The following is a 19,516-nucleotide window of genomic DNA, read 5'->3' on the forward strand; positions in this document are numbered from 1 at the left end:
AGCCGGGACGGGCGAAGACCGGTTCCTCGGGGACCGGCTGATGAGGGGCGAGCGGATCAGCGGGTGGCGAGCGGATCAGCGGGTGGCGAGCCAGCCGATGACGAGGATGGCCAGGACGATCGCCGAGAAGGTGATCATGACCGCCTCCGCCTTCGTCGCACGGTTCTTGTCCTGGATCGAGCCCATGTGGAAGAGGGCCGTGCGCAACCACTGCCATCCGTCGGTCGCGCGGTGCTCCGGTTCCGGAACGGTGGGCGTCGCAACCGTGCTGGGCCTCGACGGCCTGTCGAGCCGCCCCCGAGCGCCGGGGACCGACGGCCGCTGCTCGGCGTTCTTGGCGAGGAGGGCGTGGATCAGGGGCCGCAGACGTGCGGCGCGGCGCATCGGGGGAGGGTCTTCCGTGAGCAGCGCCGTGAGCGTCGCGGTGGGGGTCGCGCGGCGGAACGGGGAGGTGCCTTCCGCCGCCTGATAGAGCGTCGCTCCGAGGGAGAACAGGTCCCCCGCGGGGCCGTCCGATCCTCCGCCCAGGCGCTCGGGCGCCATGTACTCGAGCGAGCCGACGACCGCTCCCGTCGTCGTGAGCGCGGTGTCCGTGTCCTGCACGGCGATGCCGAAGTCCGTGAGCAGCACCTCACCGGAGGCGGTGAGCATCACGTTGGCCGGTTTGATGTCACGGTGCACGATCCCGGCGGCGTGCGCGGCCCCGAGCGCGTCCAGCAGACAGCGCGCCACATGCTCCGTCTCCGCCTCGGACAACGGCCCGTTCGCCCTGAGGCGGTCCTCCAGGGAGTGCCCGTCCACCAGCCGCATCACCAGCCACGGCCGGTCGTCGTCGACGAGCATGTCGTGGACCGTGACGATGTGCGGGTGGTCCCGCAGCGCGGCCGCCTTCCTGGCCTCGCGGCGTGCCCGTAGCAGGCGCTCGGCGTGCTCGTCGGCCGTGGCCGCGGGCGGCAGATGGACCTCTTTGACGGCGACGTCGACGTGCAGGTTCAGGTCGCGGGCCCTCCAGACCACGCCGAATCCCCCGCGAGCCAGTGACTCGTCGAGGCGGTAGCGTCCCCCGACCACGCGGCCGGCCCGCGTCTCCTGTGGCATGGTCAACTCCCCGTGTCCGACGTGCCGTTCACGTGCATACCGCAACGTGCGGCGCCGTACCAGTGTCGTGCCTGGAGGGCGGGTTGTGGAGAGTGCGGCGTACTGATGCGCTTCTTTGGTGCCGGTCCGTCGTTGACACACATGACCATGATCAACGTGTTCGAGGAGGCGACGGATGAGTACGAGGCCGAAGAGGAAGGGCCGTCGACACCGTAAGGTCAACCGCACGCCGCGGCCGGTGACTCGACGTACCACTGCCACTACCACCACGACTACCACTGTCGCGGAGCCGGAAGCGCGCCCCGCGAGTGGCCCGGACCTGGCGAAGAACACGCGGGCGACGCTGGGGGTGTTGGAAGCGGCAGCGGGCGGACGACTGACGGTTGAGGAGGTGTGCGAAGCCGTTGGGTGGACGCCGCGCACGGTGTCCAGGCACCTGAAGACGCTCGCCGACCACGGCCTCGCCGAACAGGACGGGAACGGCTCCTGGCGGGCGACCGCGGCGCTGACCGCAGGCGTGCCGCGGGCCTGATCGACGTACCCTCTTGCCCATGTCAGCCACCCGCCTGCACCGCGTCGCCGTCCTGGTGCTCGAAGGTGCGAAACCGCTCGACGTCGGCATTCCCGCGCAGGTCTTCACGACGCGCGCGAGCATGCCGTACGAGGTGCGGGTGTGCGGGGCGGCGCCCGGGCCGGTGACCGGTGGCGACGGCCTGTCGTACGCCGTCGCCCACGGTCTCGACGCGCTCACGTGGGCCGACATCGTCTTCGTGCCCGGCTACCGGTTCCCGGACCGCGAGGACCCGCCGCGGGCCGTCATCGACGCGCTGGTCGCCGCCCACGCCCGGGGCGCCCGGCTGGCCGCGATCTCGACGGGCGCCTTCGCGCTCGCCGCCACGGGCCTGCTCGACGGCAGGCGCGCCACGACGCACTGGCACTACACGCGGTCCCTCGCGGCCCGGCACCCGCTCGTACAGGTCGACGAGAACGTGCTGTTCGTCGACGAGGGGAGCGTGCTCACCTCGGCCGGCGCCGCCTCCGGCATCGACCTGTGCCTGCACATCCTGCGCGGCGACCTCGGCGTGGCCGCGTCCAACCACGCGGCCCGCCGCCTGGTCGCGGCGCCCTACCGCAGCGGAGGCCAGGCCCAGTACGTGCCGCACAGCGTTCCCGAGCCGCGCGGCGAGCGCTTCGGCGCCACCCGCGAGTGGGCACTGCGCCGGCTCGGCGAACCCCTCACCCTCGACATCCTGGCGCGGCAGGCGGAGGTCTCGCCGCGCACCTTCTCCCGGCGCTTCGTCGAGGAGACCGGCTACACGCCGATGCAGTGGGTGATGCGCGCGCGGATCGACCTGGCCCGCGAACTCCTCGAACGCTCCCAGCGCGGCGTCGAACAGATCGCCGCCGACGTCGGCCTCGGCACCGGCGCCAACCTCCGCCTGCACTTCCAGCGCATCCTCGGCACCACACCGAGCGAATACCGGCGCACCTTCACGCGGGGCGAGTGAGCGGCGCGGCGCACCCGTGGCGACATCTGGCGACATCCTTGTGAACCGGCATCTGGCGACATCCTTGTGAACCCTGGCGATCCCGCCACTGTCAGCGACCCGGACCGCGAGCGAGCCTGGTGGTGAAGGGAAGGGACACCACACATGACACGCACTCGCATCGCCATCAACGGATTCGGCCGCATCGGACGCAACGTGCTGCGCGCCCTGCTGGAGCGCGACAGCGACCTGGAGCTCGTCGCGGTCAACGACCTGACGGAGCCCGCCGCGCTCGCCCGGCTTCTCGCCTTCGACAGCACGGCAGGACGCCTCGGCCGCCCGGTGACCGCCGAGGGCGACACACTCGTCGTCGACGGCCGCCGCATCAAGGTGCTGGCCGAGCGCGATCCGGCGCGACTGCCGTGGGCCGAACTCGGCGTCGACGTCGTCCTGGAGGCCACCGGCCGGTTCACCTCCGCCAAGGCCGCCGGCGCCCACCTCGACGCGGGCGCGAAGAAGGTACTCGTCAGCGCGCCGTCGGACGGCGCCGACGTCACACTCGCGTACGGGGTCAACACCGACGCCTACGACCCGGCCGTGCACACCATCGTCTCGAACGCCTCCTGCACCACCAACGCGCTCGCGCCGCTGGCCGCGGTCCTCGACGAACTCGCCGGTATCGAGCACGGGTTCATGACGACCGTGCACGCCTACACGCAGGAGCAGAACCTTCAGGACGGCCCGCACCGCGACGCCCGCAGGGCCCGCGCCGCCGGGATCAACATCGTGCCGACCACGACCGGCGCCGCCAAGGCGATCGGCCTGGTCCTGCCGAACCTCGACGGCAAGCTGTCGGGCGACTCGATCCGCGTCCCCGTACCGGTCGGCTCGATCGTCGAACTCAACACGACCGTCGCCCGCGACGTGACGCGCGACGACGTGCTGGCGGCGTACCGCGCCGCGGCGCAGGGCCCGCTCGCCGGTGTCCTGGAGTACTCGGAGGACCCGCTCGTGTCCTCCGACATCACAGGCAACCCCGCCTCGTCGATCTTCGACTCGGCCCTCACCCGCGTCGACGGCCGGCACATCAAGGTGGTCGCCTGGTACGACAACGAGTGGGGCTTCTCGAACCGTGTGATCGACACGCTGGAACTGCTCGCCACCCGCTGAGCGACCGGGGCGGGGGGGCCAGTACACCGGGAAGGCAGCGGGTTGTCGTCGGGGCCGTGGTCGGCCCCGACGTGACGTTCCTGTCGGTCAGAAGACGGCGAGCGGATTGACGACGAGTCCGGTGGTGCCGGTGATGCGCGGTGGTGCCAGTACGAGCATGAAGGTCCAGCGGTCGAGCGATGCGCAGACGTCGGCGAGGTCGTCGAGGTAGGCGGCGTCGACCAACGGCAGTCCGAGGCGGGCGAGCGCGACCTGGTGCACGGGCATGGGGAATTGGGCCGGCCGCCGGTCGCTGATGTCTCCGACGTAGACACTCGCTCCGTGCCGGTTCAGCCATGTGACCGCGCTCAGGTCGAGCCCGGGGACCGGCTGGTCGAGCGGCTTGTTGACGTCCCACCCGGCGCGCAGCACCAGCGCGTCCCCGGGCTCGAACGTGACGCCGGTGCGGGCGAGCGCGGCGTCGAGGTCCGAGGCGCCGACGTACTGGGAGGCGGGGAGGCTGCCGCCGTCCGGTGCCAGGTCCAGGAGTACGCCGCGGGTGAGGATCCCCGGTGTGAAGGGGTCGGCGGAGCCGTGCGTGACCCCGGTCGGTGTGACGGCCTCGGCCACCGGCACACCCGGGTATATCTGCTCGTCGACCGGCATGTGGGACACGGCGTCGAGGTGGGTCAACCCGGCGTTGTGCGTGTTGATGACGAGCGAATCGGTGAGCGCGAGCGGCTTCGCCCCGTTGAAGTTCACCACCTGCAGGACACCGGCCGGCATCGTCGCCGGGCTCCCGACCGGCCCGAGCCCGGTCGTGAGCGGCACCGGGTCGACGGGCCGGGCAAGGCTGACGTGGCGCGCCTCGCGCACCTCGGCGGCGGCCCGGGCGCGGGCCGCCGCGTCGATCAGGTTCAGGGTGCCCGACCGGTCGTCGCGGCCCCAGCGCGCCCAGTTGCTCGGCAGGTCGTTATCGGTCATCGCTGCTCCTCTGAGTCACGGTGCGTACGGGCCACGAACGAGCGTCGGCCCGCCGGTTCTTCAGCGCGGCCAGGCCCGGGTCAGGGTGTTCCGCAACTCCGCCACCACAGCGGGCCCCAGCCGACCGCACAGGTCCTGTTCCAGGTCCTGAAGAATTCCTGACGCGACGTCACAACGCCGACGGCCCGCGTCGGTCAGCGCGATGAGTGTGCTGCGCGGGAACCCCGGACCGGGCGCGCTGGTCAGCAGGCCCTCGTCGACGAGCTGTGTGACGGCGCGGTGCATCGTCTGGCGGGTGACTCCGGCGCGGCGGGCGAGTTCGGCGATGCTCAGTGGTGTGCCGGGGCCCAGGTGTGCGAGCACGGCCGCGTGGGCCGGCGTGATGGGTGCCACGCCCGCGGCGTCCAGCCGCTCCATCAGCTCGTCGGAGAACCACCTGACACCCCGTTGCATGAGGGTGATGAGGGGCGGATCCACACCCGGGCGGTCCTCGGAGTCCATGGCTCGCGGTCCTCTCGCTCGTGGGATAAGGTCCTGCGTCAGCATAGCTGACACAGAGGGAGTGCGGTTGCCATGACAGATCACGATGTCGATGTCCTCGTCGCAGGGGCCGGCCCGGTCGGACTCACGGCGGCGCTGCAACTGGCCAGGTGGGGTGTCTCCGTTCGCGTCGTGGACGCCGCGTCCGGCCCGGCCACGACCAGCCGTGCGCTGGGTGCTCACGCCCGCAGCCTGGAGATCTACGACCAGCTCGGGATCCTCGCCGACATCGCTCCGCACGGAACGCGGATCAACGGATTCATCCGCCACCAGGGCGGCCGCGCGAACCGGCTCGACTTCGACTACGGCGACCTGACGACCCGGTTCCCGTACATGTTCAACATCGATCAGGTCATCACCGAGCGCGTGCTGCGCGGACATCTCGCCGCGGCCGGGGTCGACGTGGAGTGGAACACCGGGCTGGAGGCATTCGAGCACGACGAGGAGTCCGTCACGGCGGTGTTGAGCGGTGGCGGTGACGGCTCCGGCACGGGGCGGGAGACCGTACGGGCCCGGTACCTCTGGGGCTGCGACGGCGGACACTCGACCGTGCGCAAGACCCTCCAGCTCCCGCTGGCGGGCGAGGCCGCGCACACCTGGCTGATCGCCGACGCGATCGTCCGCACCGACCTGGAGCGGGACGGAGTGCACTGGCTGTTCCCGCCCGGCGGCGCGCTGATGATGTTCCCGTTCCCGGACCCCGGCAAGTGGCGGCTGCTGGACACCACCGGCGAGGGAAATGCCGAACAACTCGACGCGATCGCCCGGCAGTTCGGCACCAAGCTGTCGCGGGCGCTGGGGCGAGACACCGTCGTGGACACCCCCAGCTGGGTGTCGAAGTTCACCGTCCAGCAGCGCGCGGTGCCCGCCATGCACGTCGGGCGGTGCTTCGTCTCCGGCGACGCCGCCCACGTCCACTCCCCGGCGTCCGGACAGGGCCTCAACACCGGCATCCAGGACGCGTACAACCTGGCGTGGAAGCTGGCCATGGTCGTACACGGCCACGCCGACGCCACGCTGCTCGACACCTACGACGCCGAACGCGTCCCCATCGGCCAGGCCCTGCTCGCCTCCACCGGGGAGGTCATGAACAACGCCATGGTCGACACCGGCGACACCAAGGAGGCCCAGGACACCGACCGTGGCTTCATGCGCCAGCTCATCCGCAGCATGTCGGGCCTGAACATCGCCTACCCCGACAGCCCCCTGACCGTGCCCGACGCCGAGCCCGGCGAGGGCCCACGACCCGGGCGGCGGCTCACTCAGATCTCCGCCGCCGACGCCCAGTCACCCGGCTGGACGGCGCTGCGCGCGCTGCTCAGGAACCCGGCCTGGCACCTGCTCGTATTCGCCGGGACCACGCACGCCGGCGCGGAGACCGGGCCACTTCCGGCCTGGCTGGACAAGGTGACGATCCGTCGGCACCGGCAGGACGACGAGGACCACGGTGTGTGGGATCCCGACGGCCGGGTCCGGGACACGCTGGCCGCCGGTGACGGGGACTGGCTCCTCGTACGTCCCGACGGCCACCTCAGCGCTCGCGGCACCGGGGACGTCGGCCTGCGCGATGCCCTGGACCGGTTGGGCGACCTGGGCATGCGGCGGTACGCAGGGGCCTGATCAGTGCCCGGTGGGGGCGGGCCCCGTCATCGCAGCACCACCGCCTCTTCGTCCGGGTGCGCGGCCGTGCCGCGGAAGTCGCGGTTGGTCAGGCCGGTGCAGCGCTCGGCGTACAGGGCGTGCCGGGCGTCGTCGGGGTGTGCCGTCCGGACGACCTCGCAGTCGCGCAGCCGTACGTCGTGGGCGTTCTCCAAGTGGAAGCCGTCGGTGGGCAGTTCGGGGAAGTCTTCGCCGCGGCGGGGTCGCAGGTCGGCGTGGCCGCCGGGCCAGCTACTCCACCGGTCGATCTCGACGCGTACGTCGTCGAAGGTGAGGCCCTCGATGCGGCCGGGGTCCTGGGCGATGACCAGGGCGCCGTTCTCGGAGCGGCACAGGATGTTGCGGAAGCGGACGTTGCGGATGGTGCCGCAGTTCTCCGTCCACGGCACCGCCATGACGGCGATCGGTTCGCCGCGGCCCCACCAGCCCTCGTGGAAGAAGCGGGTCTCCACGGTGATGTCGCTGAACAGGATGTTCTCGATGTCGCCGCCCTCGGCCTGAGGCTGCTGGCCGTGCTGGGCGCCGCGCCCCCCGAGAGCCTCGAAGTCCCGGCCCCGCACCTCGTGGTGCGGGAGTCGACGGGACCGGCCCCTTCGGACTCCGCCACACGCGGACGAACAAGCTGAACGAGCGGCCCGATGCCGCCGTGGGCCGGCTTCCCCACGATCCGTACGACGCCCCGTCACCCGGGAGTCACGATGTCACCGCCCCGTCCGAGGCCGACCCCACGGTCGCCGCGTACTTGGTGAGGACGCCGCGCTCCAGAGGGCGTGCGGGGCGCGTCCAGTGGGCCTCGCGTGCGGACAACTCCTCGGCGGGGACGTCGAGATCGAGGGTGTTGCGGGCCGAGTCGACGACGACGGTGTCGCCGTCCCGTACGAGCGCGATGGGGCCGCCCGCCCATGCCTCGGGGGCGACATGGCCGATGACCAGGCCGCGGGAGACGCCGCTGAACCGTCCGTCGGTGACCAGGGTGACGGAGTCGCCGAGCCCCTGCCCGACCAGGGCGCCGGTGATCGACAGCATCTCCCGCATGCCGGGGCCGCCCGCCGGGCCCTCGTAGCGGACGATCACTACGTCGCCCTCGGCGATCCGGCCGCCCTGGATGGCCTCGAAGCACTCCTCCTCGGAGTCGAAGACCCGCGCGGGCCCCCGGCGTACGAAGTCGGGCCGCCCGCCCAGCTTCAGCACGCACCCGTCAGGAGCGAGCGAGCCACGCAGGATGGCCAGCGCCCCCGGCGGCTTCACCGGGGACTTCACCGAGGTGACGACCTCCTGCCCTTCCGCCTCGGTGGCCTGCGACGCCACGTCCGCCGGTGAGCGGCCGTCGACCAGCGTCACCGAGTCGCGCAGCACGCCCGCCTCCAGCAGACGCGCCGCGACCAGCGAGGTGCCGCCGGCGCGCCACAGGTCCGCGGCCGTGCAGGGGCCCGCGGGCTTCAGGGCGGTGATGATCGGTACTTGGCGGCACACCTCGCCGATCCGGTCGATGGGGAGGTCGATCCCGGCCTCGCGGGCGATGGCGAGCAGGTGCAGGACGGCGTTCGTGGAGCCGCCCATGGCGGCCACGGAGACGATCGCGTTGTGGAAGGCGTCCTCCGTGAGGATCGCGGACGGGCGCAGGTCGCGGGAGAGCACGTCGAGGGCGAGTTCGCCGACGCGTTCGGCCGCGTCCTTCTTCTCCGGCGCCGTGGCGGGGATGTCCCCGACGCCGAAGGGCGCGAGGCCGAGGAAGTCCGCGACGGTGCCCATCGTGTTCGCCGTGTACTGCGCCGCGCACGTTCCGGCGCCGGGGCAGGCGTGCCGGGCGAGGTCGTCCACGTCCTCCTGGCCGACCCGGCCGACGGCCCGCTCGCCGAGTGCCTCCCACATGTCCTGGATCGTCACGTCGCGGCCGCGCCACCTGCCGGGCATCATGCTGCCGCTGTAGAGGAGCACGGACGGGACGTCGAGGCGGGCCATCGCCATCATGGCGGCGGGGACCGTCTTGTCGCAGCCGACGATGCAGACCATGGCGTCGAATTGGTGGGCCCGGTCCATGAGTTCAATGGAGTCGGCGATGACCTCCCGGCTGACGAGCGAGGCCCGCATGCCGCTCGTGCCCATCGTCAGGTTGTCGGAGACGGCGACGGTGTTGAACTCCATGGGCTGACCGCCCGCCCTGCGCACTCCCGTGGCGACGTGGCGCGCCAGGTCACGGTGTGTCAGGTTGCAGGGCATCGTCCCGGTCCAGGTCGAGGCGATGCCGACGGTGGGGCGTCGCATCTCCTCGTCGGTCAGGCCCATGGCGTACAGGTGGGAGCGGGCCGGTGCGCGGTCGGGATCGTCGGCGATGTTCATCGTGGCGCCTTCGTCGTTCATCGTGACTCCTTCGTCGCGAAGTCGGAGGTGTCGGAGGTGTCGGAGGTGTCGGAGGTGTGTGTCAGTCGGTGACGTGGATCGGGTTGCGCAGCAGGCCGATGCCCTCGACCTCGACCTCGACGACGTCACCGTCCCGCAGCCACAGCTGCGGATCGCGGCCCATGCCGACGCCGTGCGGGGTGCCGGTGGCGATGACGTCGCCGGGGTGGAGCGTCATGTAGCGGGAGAGGTAGGCGATGGTCTCGGACACGCCGAAGATCATCTCCTTGGTCGAACTGTCCTGCACCGTCTGGCCGTTGACGCGGGCGGAGATGGCAAGGCCCTGCGGGTCGGGCACGTCGGACGCGGTGACGATCCAGGGGCCGAGCGGGCAGAAGTCGTCGAAGTTCTTGCCGCGGAACCACTGCCCGTCGGAGAACTGGGCGTCGCGGGCGGACACGTCGTTGGCGACGGTGTACCCGAAGACGTACGACGCCGCGTCCTCGGCGCTCACGTCGCGCGCGGTGCGGCCGATGACGACGGCGAGTTCGGCCTCCCAGTCGAGCTGTTCGGTGGCGCCGCGCGGGACGCGGACCGGGGCGGTGGGGCCGGTGAGGCAGTGCGCGGTCTTGACGAAGGCGAGTGGGACCTCGGGGGTTTGGAGGCCGGTCTCGCGGATGTGGTCGGCGTAGTTGAGGCCGATGCAGACGATCTTCTGTGGGGCGGCGAGCGGGCTGAGCAGTTCCACGTCGGCGAGCGGCACCCCGGTCACGCTGCCTGTCACGCCAGCTGTCATGCCGGCTGTCACGTCGGCGCCGTTCAGTGTCTCCTCGGCCGTTCCGTCCGCGATGAGGTCGCGCACGGCGTCGGACATGTGTCGCTGTTCCTCCACCACGACGGGGAACACGGTGTCACCGTCCACGCGGGCCGCCATGACCCGGCCCTCGTACCGCACTCGGGCAATCTTCACAGTCTCTCCAGGGGTTGGAGTCGTCGGTTGGTGTGCGGGCGGGTCAGGCGAAGCGGGGCAGGAACTGGGCCTGGGCGCCCAGCAGTTCGTCCGTCAGGGCGGCGGCCGCGTCCCGGTCGGTGACCGCGCCGTCGGCGATGACGGCCTCGACCGCCATGTCGCGGTCGCCGGTCATCGCGGCCTCGACCGCGAGGTCCACGGGCGCCAGGCGCCGCGCGAGGATCGCGGTCAGCGGCGTCGACAGGTCGGGGACCCGCAGCTGACGCAGGCCCCGCGCCGTGGCCACGGCCGGGATCTCCAGCGCGGCCCCGTCCGGCAGGCCAGGGACACTGCCCCGGTTCGGCACGTTCACCGAGAACATCTCCCGCCGGTCGAACGTGATCGACCGGATGATCGCGAGGAGTTGCTCCTGCTCCCCGGTGGACCGGTCGAACGCGGACGCGTCGAGCGGCGCGTCCCCCTCGGCCTGAGTGCGCATCGACTGGTAGCGCTCCTCGCCCCACGCGAGGATCTCCGGCACGGAGAACGCGTCGACGCCCAGCTTCTTCCCGTAGTAGTCGCCGCCCGCCCAACGTTCGGGGAAGAACTCCACGACGTGCCGGTCATTGGCCGCCGGGTACGCGCCGTACGTACGGAAGAACTCCCAGGAGAACGGGTTGTGCCACGCCTTGCCGTTCTCCCAGATCGCGCCGATGTCGTCCGGGTGCGGCGGCTCGGCGAGTTCGCGCTCCATCCGCTCCCGCACGACGGGCCAGGCGTCCTGGCCGCGGTGGCGGAAGTCGTAGATGAACGTGAGGTGGTTGATCCCCGCGTACAGCGTCGACGTCTCCTCGAACGGCAGCCCGGCGAACGCGGCGAGTTCCCGCTGCACGTGGTGCATGCCGTGGCACAGGCCGATGACTTCGGCGCCCGCGTACCGGGTGATCGCCTGGACGTTGGCGGTCATCGGGTTGCTGTAGTTGAAGAAGTAGGCGTCGGGGGCGAGTTCGACGATGTCGCGCGCGATGTCGACCATGACGGGCGTGGTGCGCAGCAGCCGGGAGATGCCGCCGGGCAGGACGGAGTCGCCGACCGGCTGGAAGACGCCGTGCCGCTGGCAGATCTCGTGGTCCGTCTGCCACGCGGGCCGCCCGCCGACGCCCACACAGGTCACGACGTAGTCCGCGCCGGGCAGTTCGCCGCGCCGGTCGGTGGACGACCGTACGGTGATGCGCTTCTCGGCACCGCGCGCCTCGACCATGCGCTCGGCGAGGCGCGCGGTGACGGAGAGGGCCTCGGGGTTGACGTCGACGAGCCGGATCTCCCAGGAGCCGAGGTCGTCCGCGCCGATCAGATCGGCGAGCAGGCCGCGGGTGAAGACGGCGCTGCCGGCGCCGATGAGCACGAGGGAGCGTCGGTCGGGGGTGCTGGCTGAGTCGGGGGTGCTGGCTGACACGAGCTTGTCCTTTCGGGGGCGTTCTTCCGGAGGCCCGTCCCGGAGGAGGGCGCGCGGCGGAGCGGTTGCGGTGGGGAGTGCGGTGGGAGTGCCGTGGCCGGGTCAAGTGGTGGGTGCGGGGCGGCAGTTCGCCGGGTCACCGGGTCACCGAGTCACTGGGTCACTGGGTCACCAGCGAACCGGGCGGCGAGCAGGGCCGCGCCGACCGCGGGGGAGTCGCGCGGCGGACGGATGTCGTACGGCTCCGGGTAGGCGGCGAGGGCGTCGGTGAACGCCTCGCGTACGCGGTCCTCCGTGAACACACCACCCGACCAGGACACGGGGACCGTCTCTTCGGGTGCTGCCGCCACGGCGTGCCGGGCGGCGCGGGCCAGTGCGGCCAACTCCTCGCCGGCCCGGGCGAGGATGCGCGCGCACCGCGCGTCGCCGTCCGCCGCGGCCTCGGACACGTACCGGCTCAACGCGGCGACGGACGTGCGGTCGGGGCGGCTCAGGAGCATGACGTCGACGAGCTCCAGGTCGCTGTCGAGCGCGAGACGGCTCCGCAGCAGGGCGTGCAGCGGACCGGGCGGCATGCGGCCGTCGCTCATGCGCGAGAACAGGTTCAGGCCCTGGACGGCGATCCAGTACCCGGAGCCCTCGTCGCCGAACAGCTCGCCCCAGCCGCCGGTGCGTGCCTCCCGGCCGCGCAGGACGCCGTACGCCATCGAGCCCGTGCCGCTGATGACGTTGACGCCGTCGGCGAGCCCGAGCGATCCGGCCCAGCCGCACATCATGTCGTTGCCGACGGCGTACCGGTCGTGTCCGAGGACCCGCGCGGGAAGCGCGTCCAGTGCCTCGGTGAGACGCGGCGACTCACCGTGTGCGGGCAGCCCGAAGTACGCGTGCTTCAGCCGCGTGGGATCGGTGCCCGCCCGCCGGCACACGGCCGTGATGCCTTCGCGCAGCACGGTCCGCGCGGTGTCCATGCCGTGCTCCCCGGGCGCGGGCGAGGTGGACGGTCCTTCGGCCTCGGCGAGCACGGCGCCGGAGGCGTCCACGATCGTGAAGGCGGTCTTCGTGCCGCCGCCGTCGACTCCGAGATACATGGTGTGCCGCGTCCCTTTCCGTTCAGGAGGTGGGCAGAGGGTGGATCGTGACGCCCTGGACGACGCGGTTGACCTCGCCGTCGGGGAACGGGTTGTCGGGCCGCACGCCCTGGGCCAACGAGGCGTTCAGCGCCACGAGTTGGGCGCACAGCACGGCGGGCAGCGCCAGGGCGGAGTCGTCGGCGTCGGCCATGCCCTCCACGAGCCACGTACGGTCGGCCGGGAGCCCGTCGGCGCGTGCGGCGACCGCCACCACGTGTCCGGCGGGCAGCGCGGCGCTCAACTCCCGGAAGATGTCGACGTCGTACTGGCGTGTGTAGGCGTCGTTCGACACGTAGACGACGACCGCCGTACGCCGGGTCAGGAACGCCTTGGGCCCGTGCCGGAAGCCCAGGGACGAGTCGGCGAGAGCGGTGACCGCGCCGCCGGTCAGCTCCAGGAGCTTGAGCGCGGACTCGCCTGCCAGGGCCCGGAGCGCGCCGCTGCCGACGTAGACGAAACGGTCGAGCCCCCGGTCGACCAACTCGGCGGTGCGGTCGGCGACTTCGCCGGACAGCAGGGCCGTGGCCGCGGCCTGGCAGTCGTCCAACCCTCGGACGCGGTCACCGCCGACGGCCAGGAGCGCCGCGAGGAGCATGCACGTCAGGCTGGACGTCATGGCGAAGCCCTGGTCCTCGGACTCCGGCGGGGTGAGCAGGACGTAGGAGTCCGCGCGGCCCTGATGCAGGGCGGCGAGGGAGCCCTCCGCGTTGCAGGTGATGACGAGGTGGGCGCGGTGGGCGAGCAGTTGGTCGGCGATCCCGGTCGCGGCGAGGCTCTCGGGGCTGTTGCCGGAACGCGCGAAGGAGACGAGCAGTGTCGGTCTGTCGCTCTCCTCGAAGCACGCCGTCGGGTCGGCCGTGATGTCCGTCGTCGCGACGGCCTCGACCGTACGACCCGTCGCTCTCGCCAGCGCCGGGCGGGCGATCTCCCCGGCGTACGCGGAGGTGCCCGCGCCCGTGAGCACGATCCGCAGCCGCGGTTCGGCGAGCAGGGGCCCCAGGAACGCGTCGAGCGCGACGCGCTCCTCGCCCACGCGGGCCGTCATCTCGGCCCACAGGCGCGGTTGTTGGCGTATCTCCCGATGCGTGTGGGCGGCGCCCGGTGGGACGGTCGGGCGGTCGGCGGTGTCGGGATCGGCGGGGTCGGCGGCGGCGGTCTTCACAAGGACTCCTTCGTGCGTGGAGGGCGGGGGTCAGCCTCGGTGGACGGGGCGAGGCTCGTCGTCCGGAGCGGGCGTCAGTCTGCTCATGAGCGCGGTCGCGGCGGGCGTGGCGCCGTCCGGGCCGGTGTCCCGCAGATGCCAGAGCTGTCCGCCGCGGCGTACGACGAGGTCCGTGCGGCCCGGCTCGTAGGAGATCGGCGTGGCCGCGAGTGCGGTGACGTCCCCGGACCCGGGCAGTGCCAGCCGGCGTGTCGGGCCGGGGTGTCCTGGCGTGAGGACGTCGAGCCATGGGCCCTCGGACCATACGTAGATCCGCGCGCCGTCGCCGTCGCCGTCGCCGTCGTCTTGGGCGACGGCGGTGGTGACCGTGCCCGCCGGAACCGGGTGTGTGTCTCCGGTGGGGGAGAGGTAGCGGCCTTCGCGGTCTCCGGTCAGGACGACCCCGGGGCGTGCCCCGGCCCCGTCCCGGAGTGCCACCAGCGCCATCGCGGTCCATCGGGAGTCGGTGAGGAGGTGGTGCGCCGGTGTGGCGTCGGACCATGTGAGGTGCGGATAGGCCGATGTGTCCGCGCGCAGCAGGCGTGGTTCGCCGTCGGTGCCCAGGAAGCCGGTCCACAGCGTGCCGTTGGCGGTCTCCGTCGCCGTGACCGCGCGAGCGGGGCCGCCGGGCGGGGGCGGTTCCGTGGTGAACGCGGCCTCGGGGCTCCAGCGCAGCCGGTGGGACGAGTCGCCGCAGCGGGCGGTGAGTTCGAGGTGGTGCGGACCGTGCCTGCTCTGCAGGACGCCGACGTCGTCGTAGCGACGGCCCGTCGCGAAGCGCAGTGCGCCGCTCCACTCACCGGGCGGCGGGCCGCCGGGCGCGGGAGCGGTGTCCTGCGGGTCACTGTTGAACCACAGCACCCACAGTCCGTCGTCTTCGTCGCAGAGGACGAGTTCCAGGTTCCCGCGGACACCGTAACGTCCCTGCGCGAGACCGATTCCGCCCCGGGACACCGGGGGTGACGCGACGCGGGGGGAGAGAGAAGGGGGAGCAGCCATGGGACACCTTTCCGTCGGCCGGGAGCGCCACAGCGGCAGCCTATTCACACCCATTAACAAGCGTCAATGAGCAGAAGTGAGCAACAATGCGCGATGAGCCACTCGACAGTGAGCCACTCGACAGGAAGGCCCTGGTGATGTCAGAACGCACCGAACGCGCCGAACGCACCCAGCGAACAGGCGGGCAGGTACTGGTCGTTGGCGCGACCCGCATCCTGCGCCCCGCCGTCACCGCGCTGAGCGGGAGAGCCGTGTCCGTGACGGCCGTCGCCCGTTCCACGGCCGACCTGCGCGAGCTCGCGGATGAGCACCCGGGCCGTGTCTCCGCGCTCGCCGCGGACGTCACGGCGCCCGACTTCCGCTCGGTGCTGCGCGGAACGGCCGAGCGCGCGCCGCTGACCGGGGCCGTGGTGTACGCCCCCGCCCTGCCGCCCGGAACGCTGGCGGAACTCGTCGGCTCCGTCGTCGTCGGCCCGGTCGTCGTTCTCGCGACGAGCGAGTGGGCCGCGCCGTCCCCCTCCGGTGCGGACGAGGGTGCGGGTGCGGACACCGACGTGTGGACGCCCAACGACCTTCCCGCGGGCGCCCGTTCGGGAGCGGTGAGCAGGCTTCTCGTGCTCGGCTGGCACGAGGGCGGGCCCGCGCCGCGCCGGCAGACGCGGTGGCACACGCCGCACGAGATCTCCGCCGCCGCGCTCGACCTGCTGGGCGCCCCGGCCGACCGCGACATGACGCTGGGCGCCGTCCGGCCGTGGACGTCACGCCCGAGGTGACCCAACGGTCGGGTGGTCGCCTGGTCACCGCACCCGGCGGAGTCAACTTCTCGCAAGGATGAGCAACGCCAGTAAGCTTCCTGTGCGGCCGCCGGGCCACCGCCGGCCGAGGAATCCGCGAGTGCCGAGACCGAGCAGGTCGACGCACCGAAGCCGAGGGAAGTGGGACCGGGCGATGCTGGGCGCCGAGCGAAGGAAGAGGCTGCTTCATGTGGTGCGCGCGGAAGGCGTCGCCCATGTGGGCAAGCTCGCCGAGCGCCTGGACGTCAGCCCGTCGACGATCCGCAGGGATCTGTCCGCGCTGCAGTCCCAGGGCCTGCTGAACCGCACCCACGGCGGCGCGATGGCCGAGGCCGTCCAGGCCGACGAGCCGGACCGGCCGCAGCGCAGCGGCTTCGCCTCCTGGGAGAAGAGCAAGCTCGCGAGCGCCGCCGTGGAGCACATCGCACCCGGCGCCACGATCCTCATCACGGGCGGCACCACCACGGCGGCGATGGTGCCGCTGCTCGACGGCATCGAGCGGCTGACCGTGGTCACGAACTCGCTCCATCTGGCAGGCGAGCTCGCCCAGTTCGAGGACATCAGCACCGTCGTCCTCGGCGGCTACCTGCGCCACCGCGAGATGTCCCTGCTCGGCCACCTGACGCGGCAGGCGCTGGAGGAGCTGCAGGTGGACGAGGCGTTCGTGGGGGCGTACGGCATCACGGACGCCGGGATCAGCGGCGCGCACGTGGACGAGGCGGAGACCGACCGCTGGCTGCTCTCGCGCGTCCGGCGGATCACGGCCCTGGTCGACGGCTCGAAGTTCGGCCGCTCGGGCCCCGTCCGGGTCGCTCCGGCCGACCGCCTGTACCGGGTGATCACCGACGCGTCGGCGCCCGAGGACGAACTGCGGGCGCTGCGCGCCGCCGGGGTGGACACCGTGCGGGTCTGAGCAGACCCGGTCGGTCAGTCACCCGTCGCCCGGGAGCCGGCCCACTCGACCCACACCTCTTCGCGCGGGACGCCCCAGCCCTCTGCCAACGCCGCCCTTGCCGCGTCCAACGCCCGTCGCGTCGCGTCCCGTCCGCGGTCGGAGCCGTGAACTACAGCCAGCGGCCACGCCGGCACGATTCCGTCGCCCGTGCTGGTCACGGCCGCCGCGGAGAGAACCGCCACCACCCCGGAGGGCGGCAGCCCGAGCGCCGCCGCGACGTCGCCGCACAGGCGCTTCAGTCGTGCCGCGTCGGTGCTGTCGTCGGTGGTGTCGCCGATGGTGTCGTCGGAAGCCTTCGGTGCGGTCACCTGGATCACGGGCATGCGCCGAGGCTAAGCCCGTGTCCCCAGAGCCAGTCAAGAAAAAATGAGCAATAAAAATCAAGACGTGCTTGTTATTGACCGACCTTGGCGGCGGCGACTACAAAGCAGGCATCAAGGCCTCACGAGGCCGAATCTCCCCCTTGACGACGGAGGTTGTGCACGATGGCTGTCGCCAGACGAGCGGTCCTTGGCGCCGCCGTGGCGGGCGCCGGTGCGGTCGGCTTCACCCGGCGATCCGGTTTCTCGCCCTCCAGCACGGGCTCGGCAGGAGCGGACACGCTCACCTTCTCGCTGTGGGGGGCCGACACCGAGATCGCGGCCTTCCAGGCCCTGGCCCGTGCCTACGAGCGCCGCCACCACGGGATCCGTGTGCAGATCAGGCTTGAGTCGTACCAGCAGATGTACACGAACATGGACGCGCTGCTCGCCGGAGGGCGCGCCCCCGACCTGTTCCGCTGCGACTACGCGAACCTCGGGATGTACAGCGCCAGCGGCCAACTCCTCGATCTCAGCCCCTACTTCGGCGACAAGGAACGTGACGCGTTCCTGCCCGCCCTGTGGAAGGCGGTCTGCCACGAAGGCAAGCCGTACGCCGTCCCGCACCACACCGACACCACGGCGGTCCTGTACCGCAAGGACATGTTCCACAAGGCGGGCATCACCTCGGTGCCCACCTCGCTCGAAGAAGCCTGGACCTGGGACGAGTTCAGCGAGATATGCGCACGACTGCGCAAGAAGCTGCACGGCGTCTACCCCTTCGTCTACGGCTGGCAGCAGGCCGGCGCCTTCCGCTGGCTGACGTGGCTGTGGGAGGCCGGGGGCCGGCTCCTCGACGACAGCCTCACGGCGCCGGCCATCGAATCCGCCGCCGGACTGCGCGCCCTGCGCTTCACCCAGGGCTTCTTCCGGGAGGGCTTCGTCCCGCCCAACACCTCGGTGAAGAGCGCCGCGTTCCCCGACTCGCTGCTCACCGCGGGCACCGTCGCCATGAGCTTCGCCGGTGACTTCCTGCTGCCCGTCATCGACCCGGCGCTCGACAAGGACCTCTACGGAGTCACCTTCCAGCCGCGCGGACGCCGCGCGGCCACCGACCTCGGCGGCAACGCGGTGGTGGCCACCCGCACCACAGAGAACCCCGAACTCGCCGCCGACTTCCTCAAGTTCCTCGCGAACGAGGAGAACATGGCCCGCTTCTGCGAGCAGACCGTCGTCCTGCCCACCCGCCGGTCCCTGCTCGGCCGGCACCTCGACTACGCGGTACGGCCCGACCTCATGCCCGTGTACGCGGAGCAGGCCACGGCGCTCACCCCGGCCATGACGGAACAGGTCGCGATCCCCGGCTTCGGCCGCATCAACTCGGCGCTGCAGGACGAACTCGAGGCCGCCTTCGTCAACCGACAGCCCGCCGAGGTCACGCTCCGGAACATCGCCGCGTCCACCCGGACCGCGCTGGCCTCCGTGTAAGGCCCTCCCCACCGCACACAGGAGTTGCCATGGCCACCACCGCCTCGCCGCCACGCGACCTGCGCCCACCCACCCCGGTCAGCACGCCGCCCGCGCCCCGGAAACGTAGCGCCGCGCGCTTTCGCGAGACACTCGCCGCCTACTGCACACTCGGCCCGAACCTGATCCTGGTCACCGTCTTCCTGCTGGTCCCGTTGGTCATGGCGCTGGTGCTGAGCTTCCAGTACAGCACCGGACTCACGTCCCCCACCTGGGCGGGACTCGCCAACTACCGCCAGCTGGCCGGTGATCCGGTCTTCTGGCGCACCGCCTTGAACACCGGCGTCTTCTGCGTGGCGACCGTGCCGGTGGAGATGGCCCTGGGGCTCGGCGTCGCCCTGCTGTTCAACAAGGTGATGCCCGCCCGCCCGCTGTGGCGGACCCTCGTCTACCTGCCCATGGTCATCTCCGGCGTGGCGACCGCGCTCATCGGCACCCTGATGTTCGACCAGAACATCGGCCTGTTGAACAAGCTGCTCGCGACGTTCGGCCTGCCCGCCGCGCCGTGGCAGACCAGCGGAGGCACCGCCATGGTCTCCGTCGTACTGATCACGCTGTGGATGCGCGTCGGCTTCAACATGGTGATCTACCTGGCCGGCCTGCAGGGCATCTCACCCGAGATGTACGAGGCGGCCGAGGTCGAGGGCGCGGGCCCGTGGCAGCGGCTGCGCAACATCACGGTCCCGCTGCTCGGACCGTCGACGTTCTTCCTGCTCATCATGAACGTCATCTACTCGTTCCAAGTCTTCGACACCGTCTACGTGATGACCCTCGGCGGGCCGGGACACGCCACCGACGTCATGATCACGTACGCGTACCGCAATGGCTTCGAAGGGCGGCAGCAGGGCTACGCGGCCGCCATCGGCATCGTCCTGTACGTCATCGTCATGATCTTCACGGCGCTGCAGTGGCGGTTCAGCCGCAACAGGGACACCGTCGGCTGACCCCC

General features: G+C 71.7%; 19 protein-coding genes. 8 read left to right on the forward strand and 11 right to left on the reverse strand.

Features of this window, described 5'->3' with window-relative positions; all coding sequences use genetic code 11:
- Positions 1-75 precede the first annotated feature (75 nt).
- Positions 76-1,098 carry a serine/threonine-protein kinase gene (locus RBJ65_RS28905; RefSeq protein ID WP_306317020.1) on the reverse strand — a complete coding sequence of 341 codons (1,023 nt, stop codon included), beginning with the start codon at positions 1,096-1,098 and terminating at the stop codon, positions 76-78.
- A 175-nt stretch (positions 1,099-1,273) separates the two neighbouring features.
- Between RBJ65_RS28905 and RBJ65_RS28910 the strand changes: the two genes are divergently transcribed.
- The 3 genes from RBJ65_RS28910 to gap all read left to right on the forward strand — a co-directional run bounded on the left by RBJ65_RS28910 (position 1,274) and on the right by gap (position 3,755).
- Positions 1,274-1,630, forward strand: a complete 357-nt coding sequence (locus RBJ65_RS28910) for a helix-turn-helix domain-containing protein (RefSeq protein ID WP_306317019.1) — start codon at positions 1,274-1,276, stop codon at positions 1,628-1,630.
- Between the two features lie 19 nt (positions 1,631-1,649).
- Complete coding sequence (locus RBJ65_RS28915; protein WP_306317018.1) at positions 1,650-2,606, forward strand: GlxA family transcriptional regulator; 957 nt, start codon at positions 1,650-1,652, stop codon at positions 2,604-2,606.
- 144 nt (positions 2,607-2,750) lie between these two features.
- Positions 2,751-3,755: a type I glyceraldehyde-3-phosphate dehydrogenase gene (gene gap / locus RBJ65_RS28920; protein WP_306317017.1), complete on the forward strand. Its 1,005-nt coding sequence runs from the start codon at positions 2,751-2,753 to the stop codon at positions 3,753-3,755.
- Positions 3,756-3,842: 87 nt separating this feature from the next.
- On the opposite strand, the gene RBJ65_RS28925 is transcribed toward gap, so the two are convergent.
- Together RBJ65_RS28925 and RBJ65_RS28930 are read right to left on the reverse strand one after the other, a co-directional pair.
- Positions 3,843-4,718: a cyclase family protein gene (locus RBJ65_RS28925; RefSeq protein ID WP_306317016.1), complete on the reverse strand. Its 876-nt coding sequence runs from the start codon at positions 4,716-4,718 to the stop codon at positions 3,843-3,845.
- 60 nt (positions 4,719-4,778) lie between these two features.
- Positions 4,779-5,219, reverse strand: a complete 441-nt coding sequence (locus RBJ65_RS28930) for a MarR family winged helix-turn-helix transcriptional regulator (protein ID WP_306317015.1) — start codon at positions 5,217-5,219, stop codon at positions 4,779-4,781.
- 72 nt (positions 5,220-5,291) lie between these two features.
- Between RBJ65_RS28930 and RBJ65_RS28935 the strand changes: the two genes are divergently transcribed.
- Complete coding sequence (locus RBJ65_RS28935) at positions 5,292-6,878, forward strand: FAD-dependent oxidoreductase (protein WP_306317014.1); 1,587 nt, start codon at positions 5,292-5,294, stop codon at positions 6,876-6,878.
- 26 nt (positions 6,879-6,904) lie between these two features.
- Here the strand turns inward: RBJ65_RS28935 and RBJ65_RS28940 are convergent, their stop codons facing one another.
- The 7 genes from RBJ65_RS28940 to RBJ65_RS28970 all read right to left on the reverse strand — a co-directional run bounded on the left by RBJ65_RS28940 (position 6,905) and on the right by RBJ65_RS28970 (position 14,992).
- Complete coding sequence (locus RBJ65_RS28940) at positions 6,905-7,477, reverse strand: hypothetical protein (RefSeq protein ID WP_306317013.1); 573 nt, start codon at positions 7,475-7,477, stop codon at positions 6,905-6,907.
- 133 nt (positions 7,478-7,610) lie between these two features.
- Positions 7,611-9,278 carry a dihydroxy-acid dehydratase gene (gene ilvD / locus RBJ65_RS28945; protein WP_306317012.1) on the reverse strand — a complete coding sequence of 556 codons (1,668 nt, stop codon included), beginning with the start codon at positions 9,276-9,278 and terminating at the stop codon, positions 7,611-7,613.
- A gap of 61 nt (positions 9,279-9,339) precedes the next feature.
- Complete coding sequence (locus tag RBJ65_RS28950; RefSeq protein ID WP_306317011.1) at positions 9,340-10,227, reverse strand: fumarylacetoacetate hydrolase family protein; 888 nt, start codon at positions 10,225-10,227, stop codon at positions 9,340-9,342.
- A 43-nt stretch (positions 10,228-10,270) separates the two neighbouring features.
- The gene (locus RBJ65_RS28955) at positions 10,271-11,662 is read right to left on the reverse strand and encodes a hypothetical protein (RefSeq protein WP_306317010.1); all 1,392 of its coding nucleotides are present in this window, start codon (positions 11,660-11,662) and stop codon (positions 10,271-10,273) included.
- 152 nt (positions 11,663-11,814) lie between these two features.
- Complete coding sequence (locus RBJ65_RS28960; protein ID WP_306317009.1) at positions 11,815-12,750, reverse strand: N-acetylglucosamine kinase; 936 nt, start codon at positions 12,748-12,750, stop codon at positions 11,815-11,817.
- 22 nt (positions 12,751-12,772) lie between these two features.
- Complete coding sequence (locus tag RBJ65_RS28965) at positions 12,773-13,954, reverse strand: SIS domain-containing protein (RefSeq protein ID WP_306317008.1); 1,182 nt, start codon at positions 13,952-13,954, stop codon at positions 12,773-12,775.
- Positions 13,955-13,984: 30 nt separating this feature from the next.
- Positions 13,985-14,992, reverse strand: coding sequence for a hypothetical protein (locus RBJ65_RS28970; protein ID WP_306317007.1), 1,008 nt, complete (start codon positions 14,990-14,992; stop codon positions 13,985-13,987).
- Positions 14,993-15,129: 137 nt separating this feature from the next.
- On the opposite strand from RBJ65_RS28970, the gene RBJ65_RS28975 reads away from it, so the two are divergent.
- Positions 15,130-15,765, forward strand: coding sequence for a hypothetical protein (locus tag RBJ65_RS28975; protein WP_306317006.1), 636 nt, complete (start codon positions 15,130-15,132; stop codon positions 15,763-15,765).
- Between the two features lie 175 nt (positions 15,766-15,940).
- Positions 15,941-16,699 (forward strand): DeoR/GlpR family DNA-binding transcription regulator, encoded by a 759-nt coding sequence (locus RBJ65_RS28980; RefSeq protein WP_306332180.1) that lies wholly within the window; start codon positions 15,941-15,943, stop codon positions 16,697-16,699.
- A 14-nt stretch (positions 16,700-16,713) separates the two neighbouring features.
- Here the strand turns inward: RBJ65_RS28980 and RBJ65_RS28985 are convergent, their stop codons facing one another.
- Positions 16,714-17,064: a hypothetical protein gene (locus tag RBJ65_RS28985; protein ID WP_306317004.1), complete on the reverse strand. Its 351-nt coding sequence runs from the start codon at positions 17,062-17,064 to the stop codon at positions 16,714-16,716.
- 162 nt (positions 17,065-17,226) lie between these two features.
- On the opposite strand from RBJ65_RS28985, the gene RBJ65_RS28990 reads away from it, so the two are divergent.
- The gene (locus tag RBJ65_RS28990; protein ID WP_306317003.1) at positions 17,227-18,528 is read left to right on the forward strand and encodes a sugar ABC transporter substrate-binding protein; all 1,302 of its coding nucleotides are present in this window, start codon (positions 17,227-17,229) and stop codon (positions 18,526-18,528) included.
- Positions 18,529-18,557: 29 nt separating this feature from the next.
- Positions 18,558-19,511: a carbohydrate ABC transporter permease gene (locus RBJ65_RS28995; RefSeq protein WP_306317002.1), complete on the forward strand. Its 954-nt coding sequence runs from the start codon at positions 18,558-18,560 to the stop codon at positions 19,509-19,511.
- The last annotated feature ends 5 nt before the right edge of the window (positions 19,512-19,516 follow it).

Source organism: Streptomyces sp. KL109B, assembly GCF_030766935.1.
Classification (GTDB): domain Bacteria; phylum Actinomycetota; class Actinomycetes; order Streptomycetales; family Streptomycetaceae; genus Streptomyces.

Bases quoted from the DNA above. Each gene is read 5' to 3' on its own strand.
- RBJ65_RS28970 (WP_306317007.1), bottom strand. From the start codon at position 14,992: ATGGCTGCTCCCCCTTCTCTCTCCCCCCGCGTCGCGTCACCCCCGGTG.
- RBJ65_RS28915 (WP_306317018.1), top strand. From the start codon at position 1,650: ATGTCAGCCACCCGCCTGCACCGCGTCGCCGTCCTGGTGCTCGAAGGT.
- RBJ65_RS28985 (WP_306317004.1), bottom strand. From the start codon at position 17,064: ATGCCCGTGATCCAGGTGACCGCACCGAAGGCTTCCGACGACACCATC.
- RBJ65_RS28990 (WP_306317003.1), top strand. From the start codon at position 17,227: ATGGCTGTCGCCAGACGAGCGGTCCTTGGCGCCGCCGTGGCGGGCGCC.
- RBJ65_RS28960 (WP_306317009.1), bottom strand. From the start codon at position 12,750: ATGTATCTCGGAGTCGACGGCGGCGGCACGAAGACCGCCTTCACGATC.
- RBJ65_RS28925 (WP_306317016.1), bottom strand. From the start codon at position 4,718: ATGACCGATAACGACCTGCCGAGCAACTGGGCGCGCTGGGGCCGCGAC.
- RBJ65_RS28905 (WP_306317020.1), bottom strand. From the start codon at position 1,098: ATGCCACAGGAGACGCGGGCCGGCCGCGTGGTCGGGGGACGCTACCGC.
- RBJ65_RS28910 (WP_306317019.1), top strand. From the start codon at position 1,274: ATGAGTACGAGGCCGAAGAGGAAGGGCCGTCGACACCGTAAGGTCAAC.
- RBJ65_RS28975 (WP_306317006.1), top strand. From the start codon at position 15,130: ATGTCAGAACGCACCGAACGCGCCGAACGCACCCAGCGAACAGGCGGG.
- RBJ65_RS28980 (WP_306332180.1), top strand. From the start codon at position 15,941: ATGCTGGGCGCCGAGCGAAGGAAGAGGCTGCTTCATGTGGTGCGCGCG.
- gap (WP_306317017.1), top strand. From the start codon at position 2,751: ATGACACGCACTCGCATCGCCATCAACGGATTCGGCCGCATCGGACGC.
- ilvD (WP_306317012.1), bottom strand. From the start codon at position 9,278: ATGAACGACGAAGGCGCCACGATGAACATCGCCGACGATCCCGACCGC.
- RBJ65_RS28935 (WP_306317014.1), top strand. From the start codon at position 5,292: ATGACAGATCACGATGTCGATGTCCTCGTCGCAGGGGCCGGCCCGGTC.
- RBJ65_RS28930 (WP_306317015.1), bottom strand. From the start codon at position 5,219: ATGGACTCCGAGGACCGCCCGGGTGTGGATCCGCCCCTCATCACCCTC.
- RBJ65_RS28995 (WP_306317002.1), top strand. From the start codon at position 18,558: ATGGCCACCACCGCCTCGCCGCCACGCGACCTGCGCCCACCCACCCCG.